Origin of the sequence: uncultured Rummeliibacillus sp., from assembly GCF_934216135.1 — a bacterium.
Classification (GTDB): Bacteria; Bacillota; Bacilli; order Bacillales_A; family Planococcaceae; genus Rummeliibacillus.
The window spans coordinates 1-21,159 of the sequence record NZ_CAKQBI010000030.1 but is presented as its reverse complement, the minus strand read 5'-3'; the positions used below and the strand labels follow the sequence as shown (position 1 = coordinate 21,159).

The following is a 21,159-nucleotide window of genomic DNA, read 5'->3' as shown; positions in this document are numbered from 1 at the left end:
ATGATGAAACCAATCGTAGAGTTAAAACATTTATCGAAAAATATTAAAGGTAAAGAAATTGTTAAAGATTTAAACATTGAGCTTTTCCCTGGTCAGATAACGGGTTTTTTAGGTCCTAATGGAGCTGGTAAAACAACAACTATTCGATTAATGACTGGACTAATGAAACCAACAGGTGGAGAGGTATTAATCGATGGTATTTCATTAGCTAAAGATTTTGAAAAGGCGATAAGTAAAGTAGGAGTAATTGTTGAAAATCCAGAGATGTATAAGTTTATGTCTGGCTACAAGAATTTACTTCACTTTGCTAGAATGCATGATAATGTAACGAAAGAAAGAATAGGAGAAGTAGTTAGTCTCGTTGGTCTTGAAAACCGAATACATGAGAAAGTATCAACATATTCGCTTGGAATGCGCCAAAGATTAGGACTAGCCCAGGCATTGTTACACCATCCAAAATTTTTAATATTAGATGAACCAACCAATGGATTAGATCCAGCTGGTATTCGTGAATTTAGAGAGCATCTTAGAACCATTGCCCAAAAGGAACAAGTATCTATTTTTGTCTCTAGTCATTTACTAGCTGAAATTGAATTGATATGTGACCGAATTGCTGTCATAAAAAGTGGTCAATTAATTGAAATTCGTGAAATGACTACAGAACAACAACCAATTTACTATCTTGAAGCAGGACCAGATAGTGAACAACTTTTAACAACACAAAATTATGTGTTTGAAAAGTTCGGAAATGGTTATTTAGTTTCAATTGATAGAGATGCAGTTCCAAAATTGATATCAAAATTATCAAGTGAGGGAATAGATATCTTCGCAATACAACCTCACCATCAATCATTAGAAGATCAATTCTTAGAAATCACTGGAGGTGGCCAAATTGTTAAAGCTTCTGCAAAATGAGTGGATGAAATTATGGCATAAAAAAGGTACATGGGTAATGTTGATCCTATTAATATTAGGAGTATTTGCATTTGCTGGTCTTTATAAATGGACAGGTAATTTAGAAAAAGAGAATTGGAAAGCGGCGGAAGAACAATCAATTAAAGAACAACAGTCAATGATTAGTGCTGGAGATTTATCAAAAGATGAACTACAAGAAGCAAAAGATTCTATCAAAATTTCTGAATATCGATTAAAGAATAATGTACCTCCAGTAGAAACAAAAAGTACAGAATCGTATATGGAAGAAGGTACAATTTTATTATCTTTTATTAGTTTATTTGGAACAATTATTGCAGCGGGCATAGTATCAAGCGAATTTTCAACCGGTACGATAAAAATGCTACTAACTCGTCCAATTAGTAGAGCAAAAATATTAACTTCTAAGCTTTTAACAGTTTTCATTTTTGTAATTACTTTGGCAGCCTTATCTTTGGTTTTAACTTTCATCTGTGGTTCCATCTTGTTTGGATCTTCAGACGGAACTGATTTAGTAATTGAAGGTAATAAAATAGTAGAAGCATCATCAATTGGTCATACCTTATATATGTATGTATTAAATTTTGGGGATATTTTTATGTCTGTAATTTTTGCATTTATGATTGGTAGTATTTTCCGTTCTAGCTCTTTAGCAATTGGACTTACACTGTTTATCAATTTTACGGGCGCAAGTCTGGTCATGCTCTTAAGTAAATATGAATTTGTTAAATATTTGTGGATCACAAATACTGACTTAACGCAATTTGAACCAGGCGGATTCTCTATTGTTGATGGATTAACAATGCCATTCTCTTTAACAATATTAGTGATTTATGCAATTATTTTCTTAGTAGCAAGTTTTATCACTTTTATAAAACGAGATGTAACAGCCTAAGATTAGGAATAAAAGCTGAGTACATTTTAGTTGTATAAATGAAATTCAATGGAAAAAAGGAGAACTCTGTATTATTTAAACAGTGGTTTTCTTTTTTTCTCTATTTTCCACTCAGGAGTTTTAGTATTCGGATTTACTATTTTGAATCAGTAAATTCTATAAAATGAAATAGAGGCACTTTCAGTTTTAAGATAAACTGAGGGTGCCTCTTCTTAGATTTAGTGATTTATATGCCTATAATTATTTATTAAATTGAAAAATCATCAGGAATAAACACCTTCAATTGTTTTGGACGTATATAAACTTGCTCGCCACGTTGTAACTTCAAAGAGTGAAATAGTTCTTTTGAAATCTCGGCTTCTAAGTATTCGTCTATATCTTGACGATGTAACTCGATTTGCACAATTGGACCGATGGCATGGATAAAAATAATTTTAGCAGGCACCATACCCTCTAAATTAGCTGTGCGTTCAATTTGAATATCATGAGGACGAACGTAACCGATTGCTTCTGTATCATGCTTTGCCAAAGTTTCATCAATTGGACCTGTATAACTACCGTGAACAAGCTGACCGTTTTTTAAACGTCCTTTAAAAAGGTTAACGTTTCCTAGAAAGTCATAAACAAATGGACTGTTTGGATGATCATATACATCTTCTGGTGTACCAACCTGTTCAATTTTCCCTTTGTTCATAACAACGATTCTGTCAGCTACATCTAAAGCTTCCTCCTGATCATGTGTAACAAAAATACTTGTAACATGAAACTCATTATGCATTTTACGGAGCCAACGTCTTAAATCCTTACGTACTTTTGCATCAAGAGCTCCGAAAGGCTCATCTAAAAGAAGAACTTTCGGTTCGACAGCAAGAGCCCGTGCAAGAGCAACGCGCTGTCTTTGGCCACCTGATAGTTGACTGGGATAGCGGTCAGCAAAATGTTCAAGCTTTACAAGTGATAAAAGTGTATGGACCTTATCGGCAATTTCTTTTTTTGATGGGCGGGTTTTTCGTGGCCGAACCTTTAGCCCGTATGCGACATTTTCGAATACTGTCATATGTTTAAAGAGCGCATAATGTTGAAAAACAAATCCAATATTACGTTCCTTTGCATTAATTTCTGTTATATTTTCACCATCAAATAAAATAGCACCTTCATCTAAATTTTCAAGGCCGGCAATGATGCGTAGTAAAGATGTTTTCCCAGACCCAGATGGGCCAAGCAAAGCTATAAGTTCACCAGTTTCAATGTTTAAGGAGATATCATCCAATGCTTGAAAGTTTCCAAATTTCTTTTTTATATTTTGAATAGTAATACTCATTTTCACCCCTCCTATTGCTTTGTTCTCCATTCAATTATGTTCTTAATAATGATCGTAAATAGTGCTAATAAAGACATCAATGAAGCGACCGCGAATGCTGCCGAAAATTGATATTCATTGTATAAGACTTCTATATGTAGAGGCATAGTATTTGTTAATCCCCGAATATGGCCTGAAACGACTGAAACAGCACCAAATTCGCCCATTACGCGTGCATTACATAAAATAACTCCATATAATAGTCCCCATTTTATATTGGGAAGAGTAACCTTTAAGAAAGTTGTTAATGCACCAGCGCCCAAACTAATTGAGGCCTCTTCTTCCTGAGTTCCCTGTGTTTGCATAAGTGGAATAAGCTCTCGAGCAACAAACGGAACAGTGACAAAAAGTGAGGCTAAAATAATACCTGGAAGTGAAAAAATAATTTGAACATTATAATTCGATAAAAGGTCCCCAAATAGCCCTTCCGCACCGAAAAGTAAAATAAATACTAAACCTGCAATAACGGGAGATACAGCAAATGGGAGATCGATTAATGTCGTTAATAAATTTTTTCCACGAAAATTGAATTTAGTAATTGCCCAAGCAGCAGCTATACCAAATAGCGTGTTAATAGGTACAGCAATAACTGCTACTAGTAATGTTAATTTTATTGCGGAAAGTGCATCTGGTTCAGTAATAGACGCTATATACACATCTAGTCCTTTTTTAAAAGCAGTAATGAAAATTGTTACTAGAGGTAGTACTAAGAAAATTAAAAGAAATAAAAGTGAAATAGTCGTGAGTATCAAGCGTATAAGCCAGGGCTCTTTTAAAGTTGTATTTCCTATCTTTTGCTTAGAGGTAACCACAGTTTGTTCAATCGTCAATTTTTCCATGTTTCCTCCTCCTATACGCTATATTTCCGATTGGCAAGCCATTGAATAATATTCATAATCAGTAAGATCATGAACGAAGATATAAGTAGAACGATAGCTATTGCTGTTGCACCTGGATAATCATATTGTTCTAATTTCGTCATTATCAGTAAGGGTGTTATTTCTGTTTTCATCGGCATATTACCAGCGATAAAAACAACTGATCCATATTCACCAAGAGCTCGGGAAAAAGCAAGAGTAAAACCAGTTAGAATGGCAGGAATTAGTTCTGGAAAAATAACTTTTATGAAAGTTTTCCAACGATTCGCGCCAAGACTCGCAGATGCTTCTTCTGATTCAGTTGAAAAGTTTTGTAATACCGGTTGTACTGTTCGAACAACAAATGGTAACCCAATAAATGTTAGGGCAATAATAATTCCGATTGGAGTAAATGCGATTTTAAAAGGAAACAGGTTTCCAATCCAGCCGTTTGGTGCATAGAGGGCTGTTAGCGCAATACCTGCGACAGCAGTTGGAAGAGCAAATGGAAGGTCTACAAGACCATCCATAAGCTTTTTGCCAACAAAATCATAGCGAACAAGTACCCAAGCAATTATAGTACCAAAAAATACATTAATAATTGCCGCTAAAAAGGACGTTCCAAATGTTAATTTATATGATGCAACAACACGAGAATCACTTATAATTTTAATAAAATCATGCCAACTAAGTTGAATGGTATTCCAAAAAAGCATTGAAAGTGGCAATAGTATTAAAATACTTAAGTATAGTAAAGTAAAACCAATAGAAAGTTTAAAACCTGGAAGAACGGTCAATCTCTTTTTATGAAAAAAAGTAGTCGTCATCAAATCCCTCCTTACTAATTCTTAGGTGTATAAATGGAATCAAAAGTACCACCATCGCTGAAATGTTCTTTTTGTGCCTTTTGCCAGCCTCCAAAATCATCAATTTTAATTAGGTCGAGATTTGGAAAATGATCTTTATATTTTTCAAGGATTTTCTCATTACGTGGTCGATAATAATTTTTGGCAGCAATTTCTTGTCCTTCATCTGTATACAAATATTCTAAATAAGCTTTCGCTACTTTTTCAGTGCCTTTTGCTTTTGCATTTTTATCAACAACTGCTACAGGTGGTTCTGCTAGAATACTTAATGATGGAGTAATAATTTCAAATTTATCTTCACCTAGTTCTTTAAGAGATAGATAGGCCTCATTTTCCCATGCGATTAATACATCTCCAATTTGTCGCTCGGTAAATGTTGTAGTTGAACCACGCGCACCTGAGTCAAGTACCTCAACGTTGTTATAAAGCTTTTTCATGAAGTCTTTTATTTTCGCCTGATCACCTTGATATTTACGATCAGCATAGCCCCATGCAGCTAAATAATTCCAACGAGCTCCACCAGATGTTTTTGGATTTGGTGTAATAACTGATACACCTTTCTTTACAAGATCGTTCCAGTCATGAATACTTTTGGGATTTCCTTTCCGAACAAGAAATACAATCGTTGATGTGTAAGGAGAGGAATGATCCGGTAATTCTTCTTGCCAGTCCTTGTTGATCAGATTTCGATTTGCTGCAATTTCATCGATATCGTAAGCAAGTGCTAGTGTTACAACATCTGCTTTTAATCCATCTATTACAGCTCTTCCTTGTTTTCCTGAACCACCATGTGATTGCTGAATTTTCACTGTCTGTCCAGTTTCATCTTTCCACTCTTTAATAAAGGATTTGTTGAACTCTTCATATAATTCTCTTGTTGGATCATATGAAACATTAAGTAGATTTATAGATTTGTTTGTTGTACTACCTGAACTGTTTTGTTCCGAACTAGAGCATCCACTAATCACCATTGCTAATGAACTTGCAGCTAAAAATGCAGCTAATTTTTTTGTTTTCTTCATAATTTTTTCACTCCTTTAAGATTTAATGTTTTTACAGCATCAGATTTTGATGAGCAGCTGAAAAAATAAAAAGGCTACATTCAATGATTTTTACCTTGTCATTGAATGTAGCCTTCAGTTTGTCTGATCAGCTCACTTTGCTTTATCCCGCATTAACGGGCAGTAAGTCCCCCCACCTCAAGATTAAGAGATAAATGAGAAAGATAGGTGGGGGATAACTGCCCGTAAAAGCCCGATTGGTTCAACTAACCATCAGTGAGGGATGAAGCACCTCTCACTGATGGAAGTTTCACTTTATGTAATATTAAAACACGTATTTCCAATTAGTCAACTATGAATTAAAAAATAATTATTATTTTCTGCATTCTTAGAATACTAGTTGACAGGTTGGTTATATATGATTTATACTTCGAACCAATTCACTTATTTGTGAATTAACTACATATGAAGCTGACCAGACAACTGGAGGCGCTTTTAATGGTTTTAGCCATTAGAGCGTCTTTTTTTATGGAAGGAGGACAATAAATGCTTACTTTTGAAACATTTGAAGAATCAAAGATTCCATCAATAGAACTAGATCCACAATATAAAGGAGCACTTGAAGTGTTAAAATGGAGCTTTGACACTTATAATGACAAACTTGTATATGGATGTAGCTTTGGGATTGAGGGGATTGTACTTATTGATCTCATTACAAAAGTAAAACCCGATGCACGTATTGTTTTTTTAGATACGAATCTTCATTTTCAGGAAACATACGACACGATTAAAAAGGTGAAAGAAAAATATCCAAATCTTCGAATTGAACTGAAGCAGCCAAGTCTTTCACTCGAAGAACAAGCTTCTCAATTTGGCGAAAAACTTTGGGAAACCAATCCAAATGAGTGCTGCAGAATTCGGAAGATTGATCCATTATTCGAGGAATTATCGCATGCAACAGCTTGGATATCTGGACTACGAAGAGAACAAAGTCCAACACGAGCAAATACTGAGTATTTTAATAAAGATTCAAAATTTAAGGCAGTTAAAATTTGCCCACTTATTTATTGGACATGGAAAGATGTTTGGAGATATGTGGCTAAACATAATTTACCATACAACGTTTTACATGATCAGGGTTATCCAAGTATAGGGTGTGAAAAATGTACGAAGCCCGCTTGGACAGCTGAAGATTTACGGTCAGGTCGTTGGCAAAATACAGGAAAAACAGAATGTGGCCTACACAGCTAACTGGAGGAGGAACTAAATATGACAAATGCACCACATGGAGGTACTTTGATATCACGTTACAATCCATCATTAAAAACTTCTTCGATTAGTAAATCGATTACACTTGATGCAATTGCTTTGAGTGATTTGGAGCTTATAGGTATTGGGGGATATAGTCCAATTACGGGGTTCTTTAATGAGGAGGATTATACTTCTGTTGTTGAACGTTTACGACTTGCTGATGGAACGGTTTGGAGTATACCCATTACTTTACCTGTTATAGATAAAGAACTGGTTAATATAGAAATAGGCGATAAGGTAAAACTAGAAAAAGATGGAGTTACTTATGGAGTCATTAAGGTATCTTCTATTTATATACCAGATAAACAATTAGAAGCAAAGAATGTCTATGGTACAAATGATGCAGCGCATCCAGGTGTCGCAAAACTTTACTCACGACCAAATACTTATGTTGGAGGAGAAGTTACTTTAGTTCATAGACAAAAACCTGAGTTTGAAGAATATACATTTACACCCGCTGAAACAAGGGCTATTTTTGATGAAAAAGGTTGGAATACAATCGTTGGTTTCCAAACTAGAAATCCTGTTCATCGTGCACATGAATATATCCAAAAGGCTGCGTTAGAAACCATTGATGGTCTATTTTTAAATCCATTAGTAGGGGAAACAAAATCTGACGATATCTCTGCAGAAGTGCGGATGGAAAGTTATCAAGTATTACTTGAAAATTATTATCCTCAAAATCGTGTTCATTTAGGTATTTTCCCAGCAGCTATGCGATATGCAGGGCCAAGGGAGGCAATATTCCATGCTCTTGTTCGTAAAAACTATGGATGCACACATTTCATCGTTGGCCGCGATCATGCAGGTGTAGGTGATTATTATGGAACTTATGATGCGCAAAAAATCTTTGATCAATTTACAACAGAGGAGTTAGGCATTCAGCCTCTTAAATTTGAACATAGTTTCTATTGCACAGCATGTGAAGGAATGGCCACAACTAAGACATGTCCTCATGATCATGCACATCATATTATTCTATCTGGCACTAAAGTCCGTGAAATGCTTCGAAATGGAGAGGTACCACCAGCAACCTTTAGTCGTAAAGAAGTTGTCGAAGTGCTTATTAAAGGTATGAAAGAAAAGGCGAAAGCATAGGGGGAGTGCTAGATGACAAAAAATATTGTGTGGCATGAGGCATCAGTTACAAAAGAAGAACGTCAGAAGAAGAGTGGCCAAAAAAGTGTGATTCTATGGTTTACAGGTCTTTCGGCATCGGGCAAATCAACCATTGCTAATGCTTTTGCTCGTCAGGTCTTCAATCGTGGTAAAGAGATTTATGTACTCGATGGTGATAATATTAGGCATGGTTTAAATAAGGATCTAGGATTTGATGAAGAAAGTCGTAAGGAAAATATTCGTAGAATTGGAGAGGTTGCAAAATTATTTATAGATGCAGGACAAATCGTCTGTACAGCCTTTATTTCTCCTTATCGACAAGACAGAGAAGTCGTTCGACAATTAGTAGAAGATGGCGAATTTATCGAGGTATATGTAAAGGCATCGGTAGAGGAATGTGAAAAGCGTGATCCAAAGGGCTTGTATAAAAAAGCTAAAGCAGGAGAAATACAAAACTTTACAGGTATTTCAGCACCTTATGAAGCACCTATTGATCCAGAAATTATACTAGATACAGAAAAATACTCTTTAGAGGAATGTGTACAGCAGTTATTAAAAGAACTAAACATCAACTAGTGGATTAGTCGAACATCTGAGCCACCTAGCTATAAGCTAGGTGGCTTTACTTTCAAAATTGAAAAAATTTTGTAAAAAACATTGACAATGAATAATTACAAGATTAATATAAAATTCATAAAACCTATTAGTTTACTAAGTATTCGGGCGAGGGGGAAGCAAATGCCATTAACTAAGCAGGAAAAGTTAAAAGCCATTGAGAAAGCTATTGAAGGTATTCAATTCGGAGAAGTACAAATTACGATTCAAGATGGTGTGATTGTACAGATCAATCGAGTTGAAAAACAACGATTTCATAAGAATACAAAACATAAAATAAGAGACTAGGATAGCCGACTAGACAACTAGAGGCATTCAGCTATATGAATCTTTCACAGAATTGCTGTGGAGGTTTTTATAGCTGGGTGCCTTTTTTTAAAACTAAAATTCTACATCATAGAGGTGATGACATGGGGAAAGTATACATTGTTGGCGCAGGGCCAGGCGATATCGAGCTTATCACGGTGAAAGGCCTTCGCTGCATAAAAGAGGCAGACGTTATTCTATATGATCGATTAGTAAATCAGGAGTTATTAAATTATGCAAAATCTGGAGCAGAGCTTATATTTTGCGGTAAGCTTCCGAACCGTCATGCAATGATTCAGGAAAGTATAAATGAGTCTCTAGTACGATTTGCAATGGAAGGGAAGACAGTTACTCGCTTAAAGGGTGGTGATCCTTTCGTTTTCGGAAGAGGTGCAGAGGAAGCTGAAGTACTTGCCAATAAGGAAATTCCATTTGAAATTGTACCTGGTATTACATCAGGTATTGCTGCACCAGCCTATGCAGGTATTCCAGTAACACATCGTGAACTAAGTTCAAGTTTTGCTATTGTAACCGGTCATCGGCAAAAAGATAAGGATGACAATTTAAAATGGGAAGCGCTCGTTCATATCGAAACACTTGCTATTTATATGGGGGTGAAAAATTTGCCATATATCGTATCACAACTTCTAAAGTTTGGACGTGCAAAAGAGACTCCTGTTGCACTAATACATTGGGGTACCTATGACAAACAGCAAACAGTAACGGGAACTCTAGAATCCATTGAAACTATAGTACAAGAATCCAATATTGCGAACCCTTCAATGATTGTTGTAGGTGACGTTGTCAAACTACATGAAAAAATACAATGGATTCAGGAACAAAAGGACAATAGTAAAAATTTCTCTGAATCAGTAGCTCTCTAGGAGGGAACTATATGCAGGCAGTTATTTATATTGCACATGGTACTCGTGTTCAGGAAGGCATTGAAGAGGCTAAGGCTTTTGTTGAACGGGCTAAAAAACATATTGCAATACCATTACAAGAAATTTGTTTTTTAGAATTAGTAAAACCATCGATTGAGCAAACAATCGAGTACTGTATTAACAAAGGTGCAACTCAAATTGCGCTTATTCCTATTTTGTTACTTACTGCAAATCATGCAAAAAAGGATATTCCAGAAATAGTTAAACCATTACAAATAAAATATCCACATATTGTTTTTTCTTATGGTAAACCTTTCGGAATCCATCAAAAATTAATTGCCCAAATTTATGAGCGTATAGAAGAACAAACAACTGAAATAACTTCTGATGCAGAGATACTGCTCATTGGTAGGGGTAGCAGTGATCCATCAGTTGTTCGAGATTTTTTGGAAATTGCTACACGCTTTAAACTAAGATATGGTTTTCGTCATGTCAACATTGCTTTTTTATATGGAAATGGACCTTCATTTAGTAATGTTGTAGAAAAAATGACCAATTCACCAGATAAACCGTTGTTTATCGTCCCATATCTATTATTCCAGGGACTCCTTAGAAAGCATATAGAAAAAGAATTAGAGGGAATAGAGGTTGTGACGGTATGTAATAGTCTTGGTTATGGTGATTTAGTACTTGATGTTTTAGTAGAACGTACAAGAGAGGCTATAAAAGGATTACATACATCCTGTGCAAGTTAATATAGAAGAGGTGAAGAAATGACATTACAAGTGATTAATAGTCCATTTACAGAAAAGCAAGTTCAATTATTAAATGAATTGTTACCAAATTTAACGGAAAAGCAGAAGATTTGGCTAAATGGCTATTTAAGTGCGGCACAACAAGTTGAGGTAAATATTAAAGAAGAGTTAGAGATTCCAGTTTCACAGCAAACAGTAACAGCAACAATTTTATATGGTTCGCAAACAGGGAATTGCCAAAAACTAGCTGAGAAACTCGGTGCTTTACTAGAAGAACAGTCTGTTGAAGTTGAAGTTTCTTCGATGCTTGATTTTAAAGTGAGAAATTTAAAGAAACTGGATAATTTATTGATCATTACAAGCACTCATGGTGAGGGAGATGCACCAGATAATGCAATAGCCTTTTATGAATTTTTACATAGTAAACGGGCTCCGAAGCTTCCAGATTTGCATTACGCTGTTCTTGCACTTGGAGATAGTTCTTATGAATGGTTCTGTAAAACAGGTGCAGACTTCGATCTGAGACTTAAGGAACTTGGCGCACAGCAAATTATAGAGCGCGTAGATTGTGATTTAGATTATGAAGAATCAGCTGAGCAGTGGTTTAAATCATTGTCACAGAAGCTTGTACCTGTAAGAGACATAACTCCATCAGCTACACAAAATACGAATGAATCTAATTATTCAAAAAAACATCCTTATCAGGCAGAAATAATAGAAAAAATCAACTTAAACATGGATGGTTCCAACAAAGAAACGTATCATCTAGAGCTCTCATTAGAAGAGTCAGATATCAAATGGCAACCGGGTGATAGCATAGGAATTTTCCCACATAATCATCAGTCAGTTGTCGATGAGTTGATCGAAACAGCAGGTTTGAGTGGCGATGAATTTGTTCAATACAAAAAAGAAACATTGCCAATTAAAGAAGTGTTAAAAAATTCCGTTGAAATTACAGTTCTTACAAAACCATTGATTGAAAAGCTTGCACCTTATACGAACGGTGCGGAGGATCTTTTAAATGGGAAATGGAAGGAGTACAAGGAAGGGCGCTACTTAGCTGACTTATTCAAAGATTATAATTTTACAGGATCACCACAGGATCTTGTTGATATACTACGTCCAATTCCAGCTAGACTTTATAGTATTGCATCTAGTTATAAAGCAAATCCAGATGAAGTTTCATTGTTAATAGGTAAAGTTTCTTATACTGCACATGATCACAAGCGAATTGGAGTTGCCTCAGGTGAGATTGCAGATCAACTAGAAATTGGAGATACAGTTTCAATTTTTGTCCAAGAAAATCCAAACTTTAAGCTTCCAGATGCCAAAACACCGATTATCATGATTGGAGCAGGTACAGGTGTTGCGCCTTTCCGATCATTTATTGAAGAAAGAGCAGAGCAGGATGCGGGAGATTCGTGGTTGTTCTTTGGTGAACAGCACTTCCTTACAGATTTTCTTTATCAAGTTGAATGGCTTCGCTATTTAGAAGAGGGAACATTGACGAAAATGGATGTAGCTTTTTCTCGAGATCATGAAGAAAAAATATATGTTCAGCACCGTTTACTTGAGAATGCAGAAGAAGTTTACGCATGGATAGAAAATGGAGCAGTTATTTATATATGTGGCGATGAAAAATCGATGGCTAAAGATGTACACAACACACTTATTCAAATTATTCAGCAACAAGGAAAGGTGTCCCTTGAAGAAGCTGAAAAGAAGCTAACTGAATTACAAAAAGAAAAAAGATACCAACGTGATGTTTACTAAAGGGGGCAGATTCATGACTGGAAAAATTGAAGCATCAAAGGGCACACCAAGTGTAAATGAAAAATATAAAGAAGATAGTAATTACTTAAGAGGTACAATAGCCCAATCTTTCAAAGAGCCTTTATCGGGGAAGATTCCAGAATCTGATCAGCAGCTTATAAAGTTCCATGGTAGCTATATGCAAGATAACCGTGATGAACGGTTAATACGTCAGCGTAAAAAGCTTGAGCCATCTTATCAATTTATGGTTCGAGTTCGAGTACCTGGAGGAGTTGCTACACCCGAACAATGGTTAATGATGGATGAAATGGCCAATACTTATGGTAATAATACGTTAAAAGTGACAACTCGCCAGACATTTCAAATTCATGGCATTTTGAAATGGAATGTTAAAGCCTATATGCAAAAAATGAATTCTGTTTTACTAGATTCTCTAGCTGCATGTGGAGACGTAAATAGAAATGTAATGAGTAATGTGAATCCACATCAATCTGCTTTTCATCAAGAAGTATATGAATGGTCAGTGAAACTTAGTGAACATTTACTTCCACACACGAAGGCATATCATGAAATTTGGTTAGATGGTGAAAAAGTTCTCGATACACCTCAAACGGAGGATGTAGAGCCAATCTATGGAGAGCATTATTTACCTCGTAAATTTAAAATAGGCTTAGCAATTCCACCAAGTAATGATGTAGATGTTTTTTCACAAGATATTGGAATTATTGCAATTGAAGAAAATGGACATTTAGTTGGGTTTAACATTGCAGTAGGCGGCGGTATGGGGATGACACATGGTGAGGAATCCACGTATCCACAACTTGGACGTTTAATCGGATTTGTTCCTAAGGAAAAGTTATTAATAACAGCAGAAAAAATTGTCACAATTCAACGTGATTATGGGAACCGCTCAAACCGAAAAAACGCGCGCTTCAAATATACAATCGATCGTGTAGGAATTGATTGGTTTAAAGAAGAGTTAACACGTCGAACCGGCTTTGAATTAGAAGAAACGAGAGAATTCCATTTCACTAGAACTGGTGATGAATATGGCTGGATAAAAGGAAATGATGGAAAATGGCATTATACGTTGTTTATCCAAAATGGTCGTATTAAGGATACAGAAGATTATCCACTTATGACAGGCCTTAGAGAAATTGCTAAAGTGCATAAAGGTGAATTTCGTATGACGCCAAACCAAAATGTAATGATTTCCAATATTTCGCCTCAAAGTAAGCAAAAAATTCAATCACTGATCGAACGCTATCATTTAACGGATGGTAAGCATTATTCAGCACTTCGCAGAAATTCTATAGCATGTACTTCGCTTCCTACATGTGGACTTGCAATGGCTGAAGCGGAACGCTATTTACCATCGCTTATAACCAAAATCGAAGAAATTATTGATGCAGCAGGGTTACATGATGAGGAAATTGTTATTCGTATGTCAGGCTGTCCTAATGGTTGCTCACGTGCAGCGCTTGCTGAAATTGGTTTTATCGGCAAGGGACCGGGGAAATATAATATGTATTTGGGAGCATCCTTCACAGGTGATCGCTTAAGTAAAATGTATCGTGAGAATATAGGTGAGGCAGAAATTTTAACGGAGTTAAAACCATTATTAAATCAATTTGCAAAAGAACGGGAAGACGGAGAACATTTCGGAGATTTTGTAGTACGCAAGGGTATTATTAAAGCTACAACAGATGGCACTAATTTTCATGCGTAAAATAATTTGAAAATTTTTTATTAAAAGCACAATAGTAGAATGTTTTAGAACAAAATACCTATAACAAGCCACCGGAATTTTACGTAATGAAATTTCCATGGCTTGTTTTTTTCTAAATTGTAGCTATCATTTTCTGTTATTGTGCGATTGTATTTTCAAGTTTCAATATAAAAAAATGGAAAACTGCATCGTGAAAGCAATTTCCCATTTTCAATAGATTTAAATTTCGTATATTTCAACTTTCTTTTGAAATATATATAGATCATGTTATGAATAATTTTGGACTGCATATGCTATTCAATAGGATCGACTGTCAATAAAACAGTTAAATCGCCTATACCATCAGCATTTACAGGAAGTTTAAAAGCGTGTTTAAAGCCGACAAGTTTTGTATTGCCCACCATTACTGTAGGCGGTGTAATATCTAGTTCTAAATTTTGTTCAGCAACATATGTACAAAGATTTCCGGCAACCATATTTCCAAATTCACCAGTAAATGATTCTAACATTTCTCCATCAAGTTGCATGCCAAACATCGCTTCGCCAATTGCACTAAATGTAGTTGTTGTAGAGTCAATGATAATGCGTCCCTTAATATCTCCAACCATACCTATTAATACGCCGATTTCGGATTGTTGATAAGGGTCAGAAGTAATGGCGGGAGATGAAACATGAACTTCTTTAGGTAGTACAGCTTTTAGTGAAAGAATTGTACTATTCAAAATAGCTTTCATTTGCTCCGATGTGCTCATTGTTATCTCCTTTTTAATGTGACCTTTTAATTATATTATCATGCTAACAAAAAATTTAATAGCAAACCTTGACGAATTTTAAAATATTTATTATGATTAAATCAATCAATTGAGAATGATTTTCATATTCAACAATGAATTTAAAATAAGAATAATTATAAAAAGGAGCGGTGAAAGTGGTTTATGCATTTATTGGTGCTACATTATTGATCTATGGGGCTATTGGAAAACATGTTTTTAATCAAACAACCGCACATTTAAAATAATTTCTCTAATCCTTCTATTAAATAGGGGGATTTTTTTTGCATTTGCATGGTAGAATGAATTTATCACTTATTAAAGGGGTAAATGAACGTTATGAAAGATTTCGAACAGCAATTACAAAAACTTTTAAAACAGACAGCAGTTCAATACTTAATTTATCAAAAAAATGAAGATCAAGAGCGATTACTAAAAACAAAATTATTTGCTGAGAAGCTTTTAAATAAGGAATATATGATTGCATTTGCTGGACATTTTTCTGCTGGTAAATCAAGTATGATTAATGCATTAACAGGAGAAGAACTTTTACCATCAAGTCCAATCCCTACAAGCGCCAATGTTGTAAAAGTACATAAATCTGATAAAGATTATGCCATTGCGTATTTAACGGACCAAGATCCTGTATTGTTCGATGAAAATTATGATATTCGGACAGTAAAGGAATTTGCGAAAAATGGAGCACTTGTTTCTCAAATAGAGATTGGACACGAAGATTCAGTTTTACCTGAAGGAATTACTGTAATGGACACTCCTGGAGTCGATTCAACTGATGATGCACACAGGATGTCAACTGAATCAGCTTTACACTTGGCTGATATTGTCTTTTATGTAATGGATTACAATCATGTGCAATCTGAGTTGAATTTCCAATTCACAAAAAATCTAATGAAATATAATCCAAATGTTTTCCTAATAGTAAACCAAATCGATAAACACAAAGAAAATGAGCTATCCTTTGATGACTTTTCACAATCTGTTTACACTTCTTTTGCAAATTGGGGCGTAAATCCAAAAGGTATCTTCTTTACTTCACTGCGAGATCCATCAAATATTCATAATGATTTCAAACAAGTAAAAGAAATTGTGATGAATAGTATGAATGGTTGGCAAGAGAATTTGTTGAACGTAGCTGAAAAAACGTTGCAACAGCTCCACATAGAGCATGAAAGTTATTTGAAAACAAACAAACAAGAATTATTAGAAAACAATATAGATAAGCTTTCAAATGAAGAATGGAAAAATCATCAAGAAATCCGAGAAGACTATGAGACTGTTCTGAATCAGTTAAAGCTATATTCATCTACAAATTGGCAACATAGTTTTGATCTAAAACGTGATGAACTTTTAGATAATGCTGAAGCTGCAATCGTACCATTTGAGTTACGTGAAAAACTAGAATTATATTTAGAGAGTATTCAACCTAACTTCAAAGTAGGTACTTTTTTTGCAGGAAAGAAAACACAAGCAGAAAAATTAGCGCGTAAAGAAAGCCTTTACGAATTATATTGTTCTATTACTGCTTCTCAAATTTCAGGCCATTTGCGAGCATTGATGAAGAACTCCTTGAAAGTTGTGAATGCGTTATCCGATGAAACTTCTCTAGAAATTGATGAACTAGCATTGACACCACCAATGAGTTTAATAGAGGAGCAAGTAAGGTTAGACTCTGGTATTAAAGGTGATGCATTATTAAACTTTGCAAAACGAGTAGCTGATGCAACTAAAAGATGGTACAAGCAAAATACAGACGATTGGAAATTTGAAAAAGCAGAGTATATTAAAGAATTATCAATGGCAACTGTAGAACCATTAAAGAAAAAATGTGCATTATTAAAAGAAAAAGTAGAGATTATCGTAGCTGCAGAAGCAATTGAACAACAACAAAGATATTTTGAAATCCAAAAAACAGTATCATTCGAGACTGTAAATCCAGAAGCAGATCGATTTGTTTCTAATTGGTCAAAAGAACATGAAGAGGCTTACGATAACATGCGTAAATTTGATCCATCTATGTTAGTAAAAGAAGAAGCATCAGATTTAGAAGGTATAGATGAAGAACAAAGTGAAAAGGGCGTGTCAGTTCATACAGCGACCGCTCTTCAAAATGCTGTAAGAACAGCTAATGCCGTATCTCCAATACATGGATTTTCAGAAGTAGCTAATTATTTAAAAAATAAAGTGCAGCGATTAGAGAAAAAAGATTTTACAATTGCATTATTTGGCGCTTTTAGTGCCGGGAAATCTTCTTTCTCAAATGCTTTGATGGGGCAAAAGGTATTGCCTGTATCACCAAATCCAACAACTGCTGCGATCAATAAAATTCGTCCTGTTACACCTGAACATCCGCATGAAACAGCTGATGTACACTTGAAAACAGCTGAACAATTACAAGAAGATATCATTGCAAGCTATGAAGCAATTGGTATTCAAGTTTCATCACTAGAGATTGCTTACGATAAAGCTGATGAGGCATTAATGAAGAAATTAGAAGACGAACGATTACATGTCCATAAATCATTTATCCGTGCATTTAAAGAAGGATATCCTGGATTTAAGGAACAATTAGGAAATACCATTCGTACAAACCGTGAAGAGTTTGAAAAATTCGTTGCTCAGGAAAATAGAAGCTGTTTCGTTGATACAATCGATTTCTATTTTGATTGTGAACTTACACGTATGGGAGTTACTTTAGTAGATACCCCAGGAGCAGACTCCATCAATGCACGCCATACAGGGGTAGCATTTGAATATATCCGTAATGCAGATGCCATATTGTTTATCACATATTACAACCATGCATTTGCAAAAGCTGACCGTGAATTTTTAATTCAGTTAGGCCGTGTAAAAGATGCCTTTGAACTTGATAAGATGTTCTTCGTTGTCAATGCGATTGATCTTGCTGCAACTGAAGAGGAAGCAGAAGATGTTAAAACTTATGTTAAACAAGAATTACAACGATTTGGTATACGTAAACCAAGATTATTTGGTGTTTCAAGTTTACTAGCATTGCAAGAAAAAGTAGAAAAAAACAATTTGAGTTCAGGAATGCCTCTATTTGAAGAAAACTTCCATCAGTTTTTATCTGAAGAATTGACAGCACTTGCTGTACAAGCTTTAGTCGAAGAAACGGAAAAAGCCCAAGAGCGGTTACGATTGTTGATCCAGCAAACAGAAGAAAATTTAAAACGTAAAGATGAACGATTAGTAGAATTAGCAAAATTAGAGCAATATATTCATACTCGTTTCACAAATTCAGCAGCACAAACAATTGGAAAAGATACATTGCAAGAGTTAAGTGAGCTAGTGTACTTTGTTTTACAACGTGTTTATTATCGTTATCCTGATTTCTTTAAAGAAGGTTATAATCCTACAACATTTGCTTCTAAAGCATCGTCTATCGCATTAGGACTAGCCTTGAAAGAAGTATTAGCAAGTTTAAGCTTTGACTTTGAACAAGAAATGCGTGTTACAAATTTCCGCTTAGCTAAATTTATTTTGAAAAAAATTCAAGAGCGCTATGTCTATGATACAAAGCAATTGAAAGATCTAAACGCAAGCTTCTCATTTATGCCATTTGAAGTAGAGGAACCTCAAATATTAGAATTTACAGGTCCATTTACATCTACGAAACCATATGAATCTGTAAAATCATATTACAAGAATAACAAGGCCTTCTTTGAAAAAGGTGATAATATGAAATTACGAGAAGCTCTTGAAGAGTTAACAAAACCAGCTGCAAAATCATATCTTGATGAACAATCTGAACGAATGAAAAAATGGTCAGAAGATGTCATTACAAAAGAAGCTGAAGAATTACGTTTATACATTAGTAAACAAGCTATAGAACAAATCGAAATTGAAAAATCTTTACTTCATGAAAGTAGCAAACTAGATGAATGGAAAGCAATATATGAATCATTAATGGATGGAGTGGAAAATTGATGGGGAATGTATTTATTTCAGTAAAAGATATTGAACTAGCTAAACAACATGAGTATAAATGGATTGATGCACGCTTCAACTTACAAGATACGTCTGAAGGACAAACTTTGTATAAAGAGAGTCATATTGAAAATGCTGTATATTGGGATTTGGTTGAAGATTTATCTGATATGACAAAGGATGCAGGAAGACACCCAATGCCGGGTAAAGAACAACTTAAAAAATTATTTGAGCAAAGTGGTCTACAACAAGATCAAGATATTTTAGTATACGATCAAGGTGGCGCTCCATTTGCTACAAGAGCATGGTGGATGTTGCAATATGGTGGATTTACTAATGTTAAAGTTGTTCAAGAAGGCTATGATGCATTAGTCAAAGCTGGATTTAATACTACAAACGAAAGCAAAGTAATTGAGCCAACACATCTAAAAATTGATTGGCAAGAGCAACTTTATATAGACCGAAATGGGGTAAAAGAAATTGTAGATGGAAAAGTGAAACGTACTTTACTAGATGCAAGATCGAATATCCGCTATAGAGGAGAAGAAGAGCCAATCGATAAAGTAGCTGGTCACATTCCAGGGGCATTAAATTATGATTGGGAACAACTAAAGCAACACGGTTATCTCGCTCCTAATGATACTATTTTAAACGTAGTATCGAAAAATGATCCTATTACGGTGTATTGCGGTAGTGGAGTAACTGCATCTCCACTTTTTGCGATGTTAAAAGAAATGGACTATAAAAATGTCCAACTATACACAGGTAGTTTTAGTGACTGGATTACAAAATATGAAGTTGAAAAAGGAAATAGATAGATTTAAATAGAACTATATCTAATAAATTAAATTATAGAAGTGGAATCAATGGCACTCTTTTCTTTTTACAAAAGAGATTTCAAAATGAGATTTAGAAAGAAGCTGATTCCACTTCTTCTATTAAATAATAGAAATTTAAATAGAAAGTTGGTTTACAGTGTTTAATATCACAACGAGAAAATACAAAAGAGTACTTACTGTTGTCGCATTGAGTACAACGCTAATGGCAACGACCTTTGTCACAGATTTTATAAATCCTATATCTGCACAAGCAGCTTCAGTTGAAGAGTCTGTATCAAGCCAATATATGTTAAAGGCAAATGGTAATGTACGCAATGGGATTGGAACAAATCATAAAATATTAAAAACACTTAAGAAAGGGACAACCATAAAACCAATTGTTCGTAAGCAAAATTCTCAAAATACATATTGGTATAAGATAAAGATTGGTTCTTCATATGGTTGGATTTCAGGTACTCTATTGACGAAAAAAATCATCTATAAAACAAGCGGAGATAGTAAAGCCATTTCATTAAAGGTTCCCTATATCAATCAGTTAAAACCGATTTATGCCCCATTTGGATGCGAAGGAGCAAGTTTGCTACAAGCCTTGCAATTTAAAGGATATGCTAAAAAAACTAGTTATAAAAAATTTTTAAACAACATGCCGAAAACAAAACGTAATCCTTATAAAGGATTTGCAGGATCTCCTTATTATTCGATTAATGGCGTATTTCAATCTATTTTCCCTAAGCCTTTAGCGAATTATGGTAAGAAGTATAGTAGTTCTGTGAAAAATATTACAGGGGCATCTGCAAAGAATTTACGCCAAGAACTATCTGCAGGAAACCCAATAGTAGTATACGTCACCTTAGATTTCTCAAAACCTATATGGACAAAATGGAATATGGGTGCTGCAGGAAAAAAAGTGAAAATGGTTGATAACCTTCATGTTATGACATTAGCAGGCTATAGCAGTAAGACAAAACGCTATAAAGTAATAGATCCAAATAATAAAGGGGAATATTGGGTCAATAAATACGAATTTGAACGTGCTTATAATGCATTGAAATATGCAGTTGTAGTACGCTAATAACTTTCACAGCGGAACAGCGCTGTTTTTATAAGTGCGCCCGGCATGGGTGATTACTTGGTGGTGAAAGTCCACTACAGGCTTGGCAGTAGGAACTGTTAGCGAAGG

General features: G+C 35.0%; 18 protein-coding genes. 13 read left to right on the top strand and 5 right to left on the bottom strand.

Features of this window, described 5'->3' with window-relative positions; genetic code table 11:
* Complete coding sequence (locus Q0977_RS15090) at positions 1–915, top strand: ABC transporter ATP-binding protein (RefSeq protein ID WP_119415360.1); 915 nt, start codon at positions 1–3, stop codon at positions 913–915.
* On the top strand, positions 893–1,828 hold the full coding sequence (locus Q0977_RS15085; RefSeq protein WP_299515455.1) for an ABC transporter permease: 936 nt from the start codon (positions 893–895) through the stop codon (positions 1,826–1,828). The genes Q0977_RS15090 and Q0977_RS15085 overlap by 23 nt, the downstream gene beginning before the upstream one ends.
* Positions 1,829–2,075: 247 nt before the next feature.
* On the opposite strand, the gene Q0977_RS15080 is transcribed toward Q0977_RS15085, so the two are convergent.
* Genes Q0977_RS15080 through Q0977_RS15065 form a run of 4 tightly spaced genes read right to left on the bottom strand, consistent with a single transcriptional unit; the run spans position 2,076 to position 5,933 of the window.
* Positions 2,076–3,149, bottom strand: a complete 1,074-nt coding sequence (locus tag Q0977_RS15080; RefSeq protein ID WP_119415358.1) for a sulfate/molybdate ABC transporter ATP-binding protein — start codon at positions 3,147–3,149, stop codon at positions 2,076–2,078.
* A gap of 11 nt (positions 3,150–3,160) precedes the next feature.
* Positions 3,161–4,027 carry a sulfate ABC transporter permease subunit CysW gene (gene cysW, locus Q0977_RS15075; RefSeq protein WP_119415357.1) on the bottom strand — a complete coding sequence of 289 codons (867 nt, stop codon included), beginning with the start codon at positions 4,025–4,027 and terminating at the stop codon, positions 3,161–3,163.
* A gap of 11 nt (positions 4,028–4,038) precedes the next feature.
* Entirely contained in the window at positions 4,039–4,872 is an 834-nt protein-coding gene (gene cysT, locus Q0977_RS15070; protein ID WP_299515452.1) for a sulfate ABC transporter permease subunit CysT, read from the bottom strand.
* A 14-nt stretch (positions 4,873–4,886) separates the two neighbouring features.
* Positions 4,887–5,933 (bottom strand): sulfate ABC transporter substrate-binding protein, encoded by a 1,047-nt coding sequence (locus Q0977_RS15065; protein ID WP_119415355.1) that lies wholly within the window; start codon positions 5,931–5,933, stop codon positions 4,887–4,889.
* A gap of 525 nt (positions 5,934–6,458) precedes the next feature.
* Between Q0977_RS15065 and Q0977_RS15060 the strand changes: the two genes are divergently transcribed.
* From Q0977_RS15060 to cysI, 8 genes are all read left to right on the top strand, one after another.
* On the top strand, positions 6,459–7,163 hold the full coding sequence (locus Q0977_RS15060; RefSeq protein WP_119415354.1) for a phosphoadenylyl-sulfate reductase: 705 nt from the start codon (positions 6,459–6,461) through the stop codon (positions 7,161–7,163).
* Positions 7,164–7,181: 18 nt separating this feature from the next.
* A complete protein-coding gene (sat, locus tag Q0977_RS15055; RefSeq protein ID WP_119415353.1) occupies positions 7,182–8,321 on the top strand; it encodes a sulfate adenylyltransferase in 1,140 nt (379 codons plus the stop codon).
* 12 nt (positions 8,322–8,333) lie between these two features.
* Positions 8,334–8,918, top strand: a complete 585-nt coding sequence (gene cysC, locus Q0977_RS15050) for an adenylyl-sulfate kinase (protein ID WP_124217829.1) — start codon at positions 8,334–8,336, stop codon at positions 8,916–8,918.
* Between the two features lie 162 nt (positions 8,919–9,080).
* Complete coding sequence (locus Q0977_RS15045) at positions 9,081–9,245, top strand: YezD family protein (RefSeq protein WP_119415351.1); 165 nt, start codon at positions 9,081–9,083, stop codon at positions 9,243–9,245.
* A 122-nt stretch (positions 9,246–9,367) separates the two neighbouring features.
* Positions 9,368–10,147: a uroporphyrinogen-III C-methyltransferase gene (gene cobA, locus Q0977_RS15040; RefSeq protein ID WP_119415350.1), complete on the top strand. Its 780-nt coding sequence runs from the start codon at positions 9,368–9,370 to the stop codon at positions 10,145–10,147.
* Between the two features lie 11 nt (positions 10,148–10,158).
* Positions 10,159–10,902, top strand: a complete 744-nt coding sequence (locus tag Q0977_RS15035; RefSeq protein WP_124217827.1) for a sirohydrochlorin chelatase — start codon at positions 10,159–10,161, stop codon at positions 10,900–10,902.
* 18 nt (positions 10,903–10,920) lie between these two features.
* The gene (locus Q0977_RS15030) at positions 10,921–12,675 is read left to right on the top strand and encodes an assimilatory sulfite reductase (NADPH) flavoprotein subunit (protein ID WP_299515445.1); all 1,755 of its coding nucleotides are present in this window, start codon (positions 10,921–10,923) and stop codon (positions 12,673–12,675) included.
* Positions 12,676–12,688: 13 nt separating this feature from the next.
* Complete coding sequence (gene cysI / locus Q0977_RS15025; protein ID WP_299515443.1) at positions 12,689–14,404, top strand: assimilatory sulfite reductase (NADPH) hemoprotein subunit; 1,716 nt, start codon at positions 12,689–12,691, stop codon at positions 14,402–14,404.
* Between the two features lie 293 nt (positions 14,405–14,697).
* Here cysI and Q0977_RS15020 read toward each other — a convergent pair whose 3' ends face one another.
* Positions 14,698–15,156 carry a chemotaxis protein CheX gene (locus Q0977_RS15020; protein ID WP_299515441.1) on the bottom strand — a complete coding sequence of 153 codons (459 nt, stop codon included), beginning with the start codon at positions 15,154–15,156 and terminating at the stop codon, positions 14,698–14,700.
* Between the two features lie 357 nt (positions 15,157–15,513).
* On the opposite strand from Q0977_RS15020, the gene Q0977_RS15015 reads away from it, so the two are divergent.
* From Q0977_RS15015 to Q0977_RS15005, 3 genes are all read left to right on the top strand, one after another.
* Positions 15,514–19,140 carry a dynamin family protein gene (locus tag Q0977_RS15015; protein ID WP_299515439.1) on the top strand — a complete coding sequence of 1,209 codons (3,627 nt, stop codon included), beginning with the start codon at positions 15,514–15,516 and terminating at the stop codon, positions 19,138–19,140.
* Complete coding sequence (locus Q0977_RS15010) at positions 19,140–19,958, top strand: sulfurtransferase (RefSeq protein WP_299515437.1); 819 nt, start codon at positions 19,140–19,142, stop codon at positions 19,956–19,958. Before Q0977_RS15015 ends, Q0977_RS15010 begins: the two co-directional genes overlap by 1 nt.
* Positions 19,959–20,115: 157 nt before the next feature.
* Positions 20,116–21,051 (top strand): C39 family peptidase, encoded by a 936-nt coding sequence (locus Q0977_RS15005; RefSeq protein ID WP_299515435.1) that lies wholly within the window; start codon positions 20,116–20,118, stop codon positions 21,049–21,051.
* Positions 21,052–21,159: the final 108 nt, after the last annotated feature.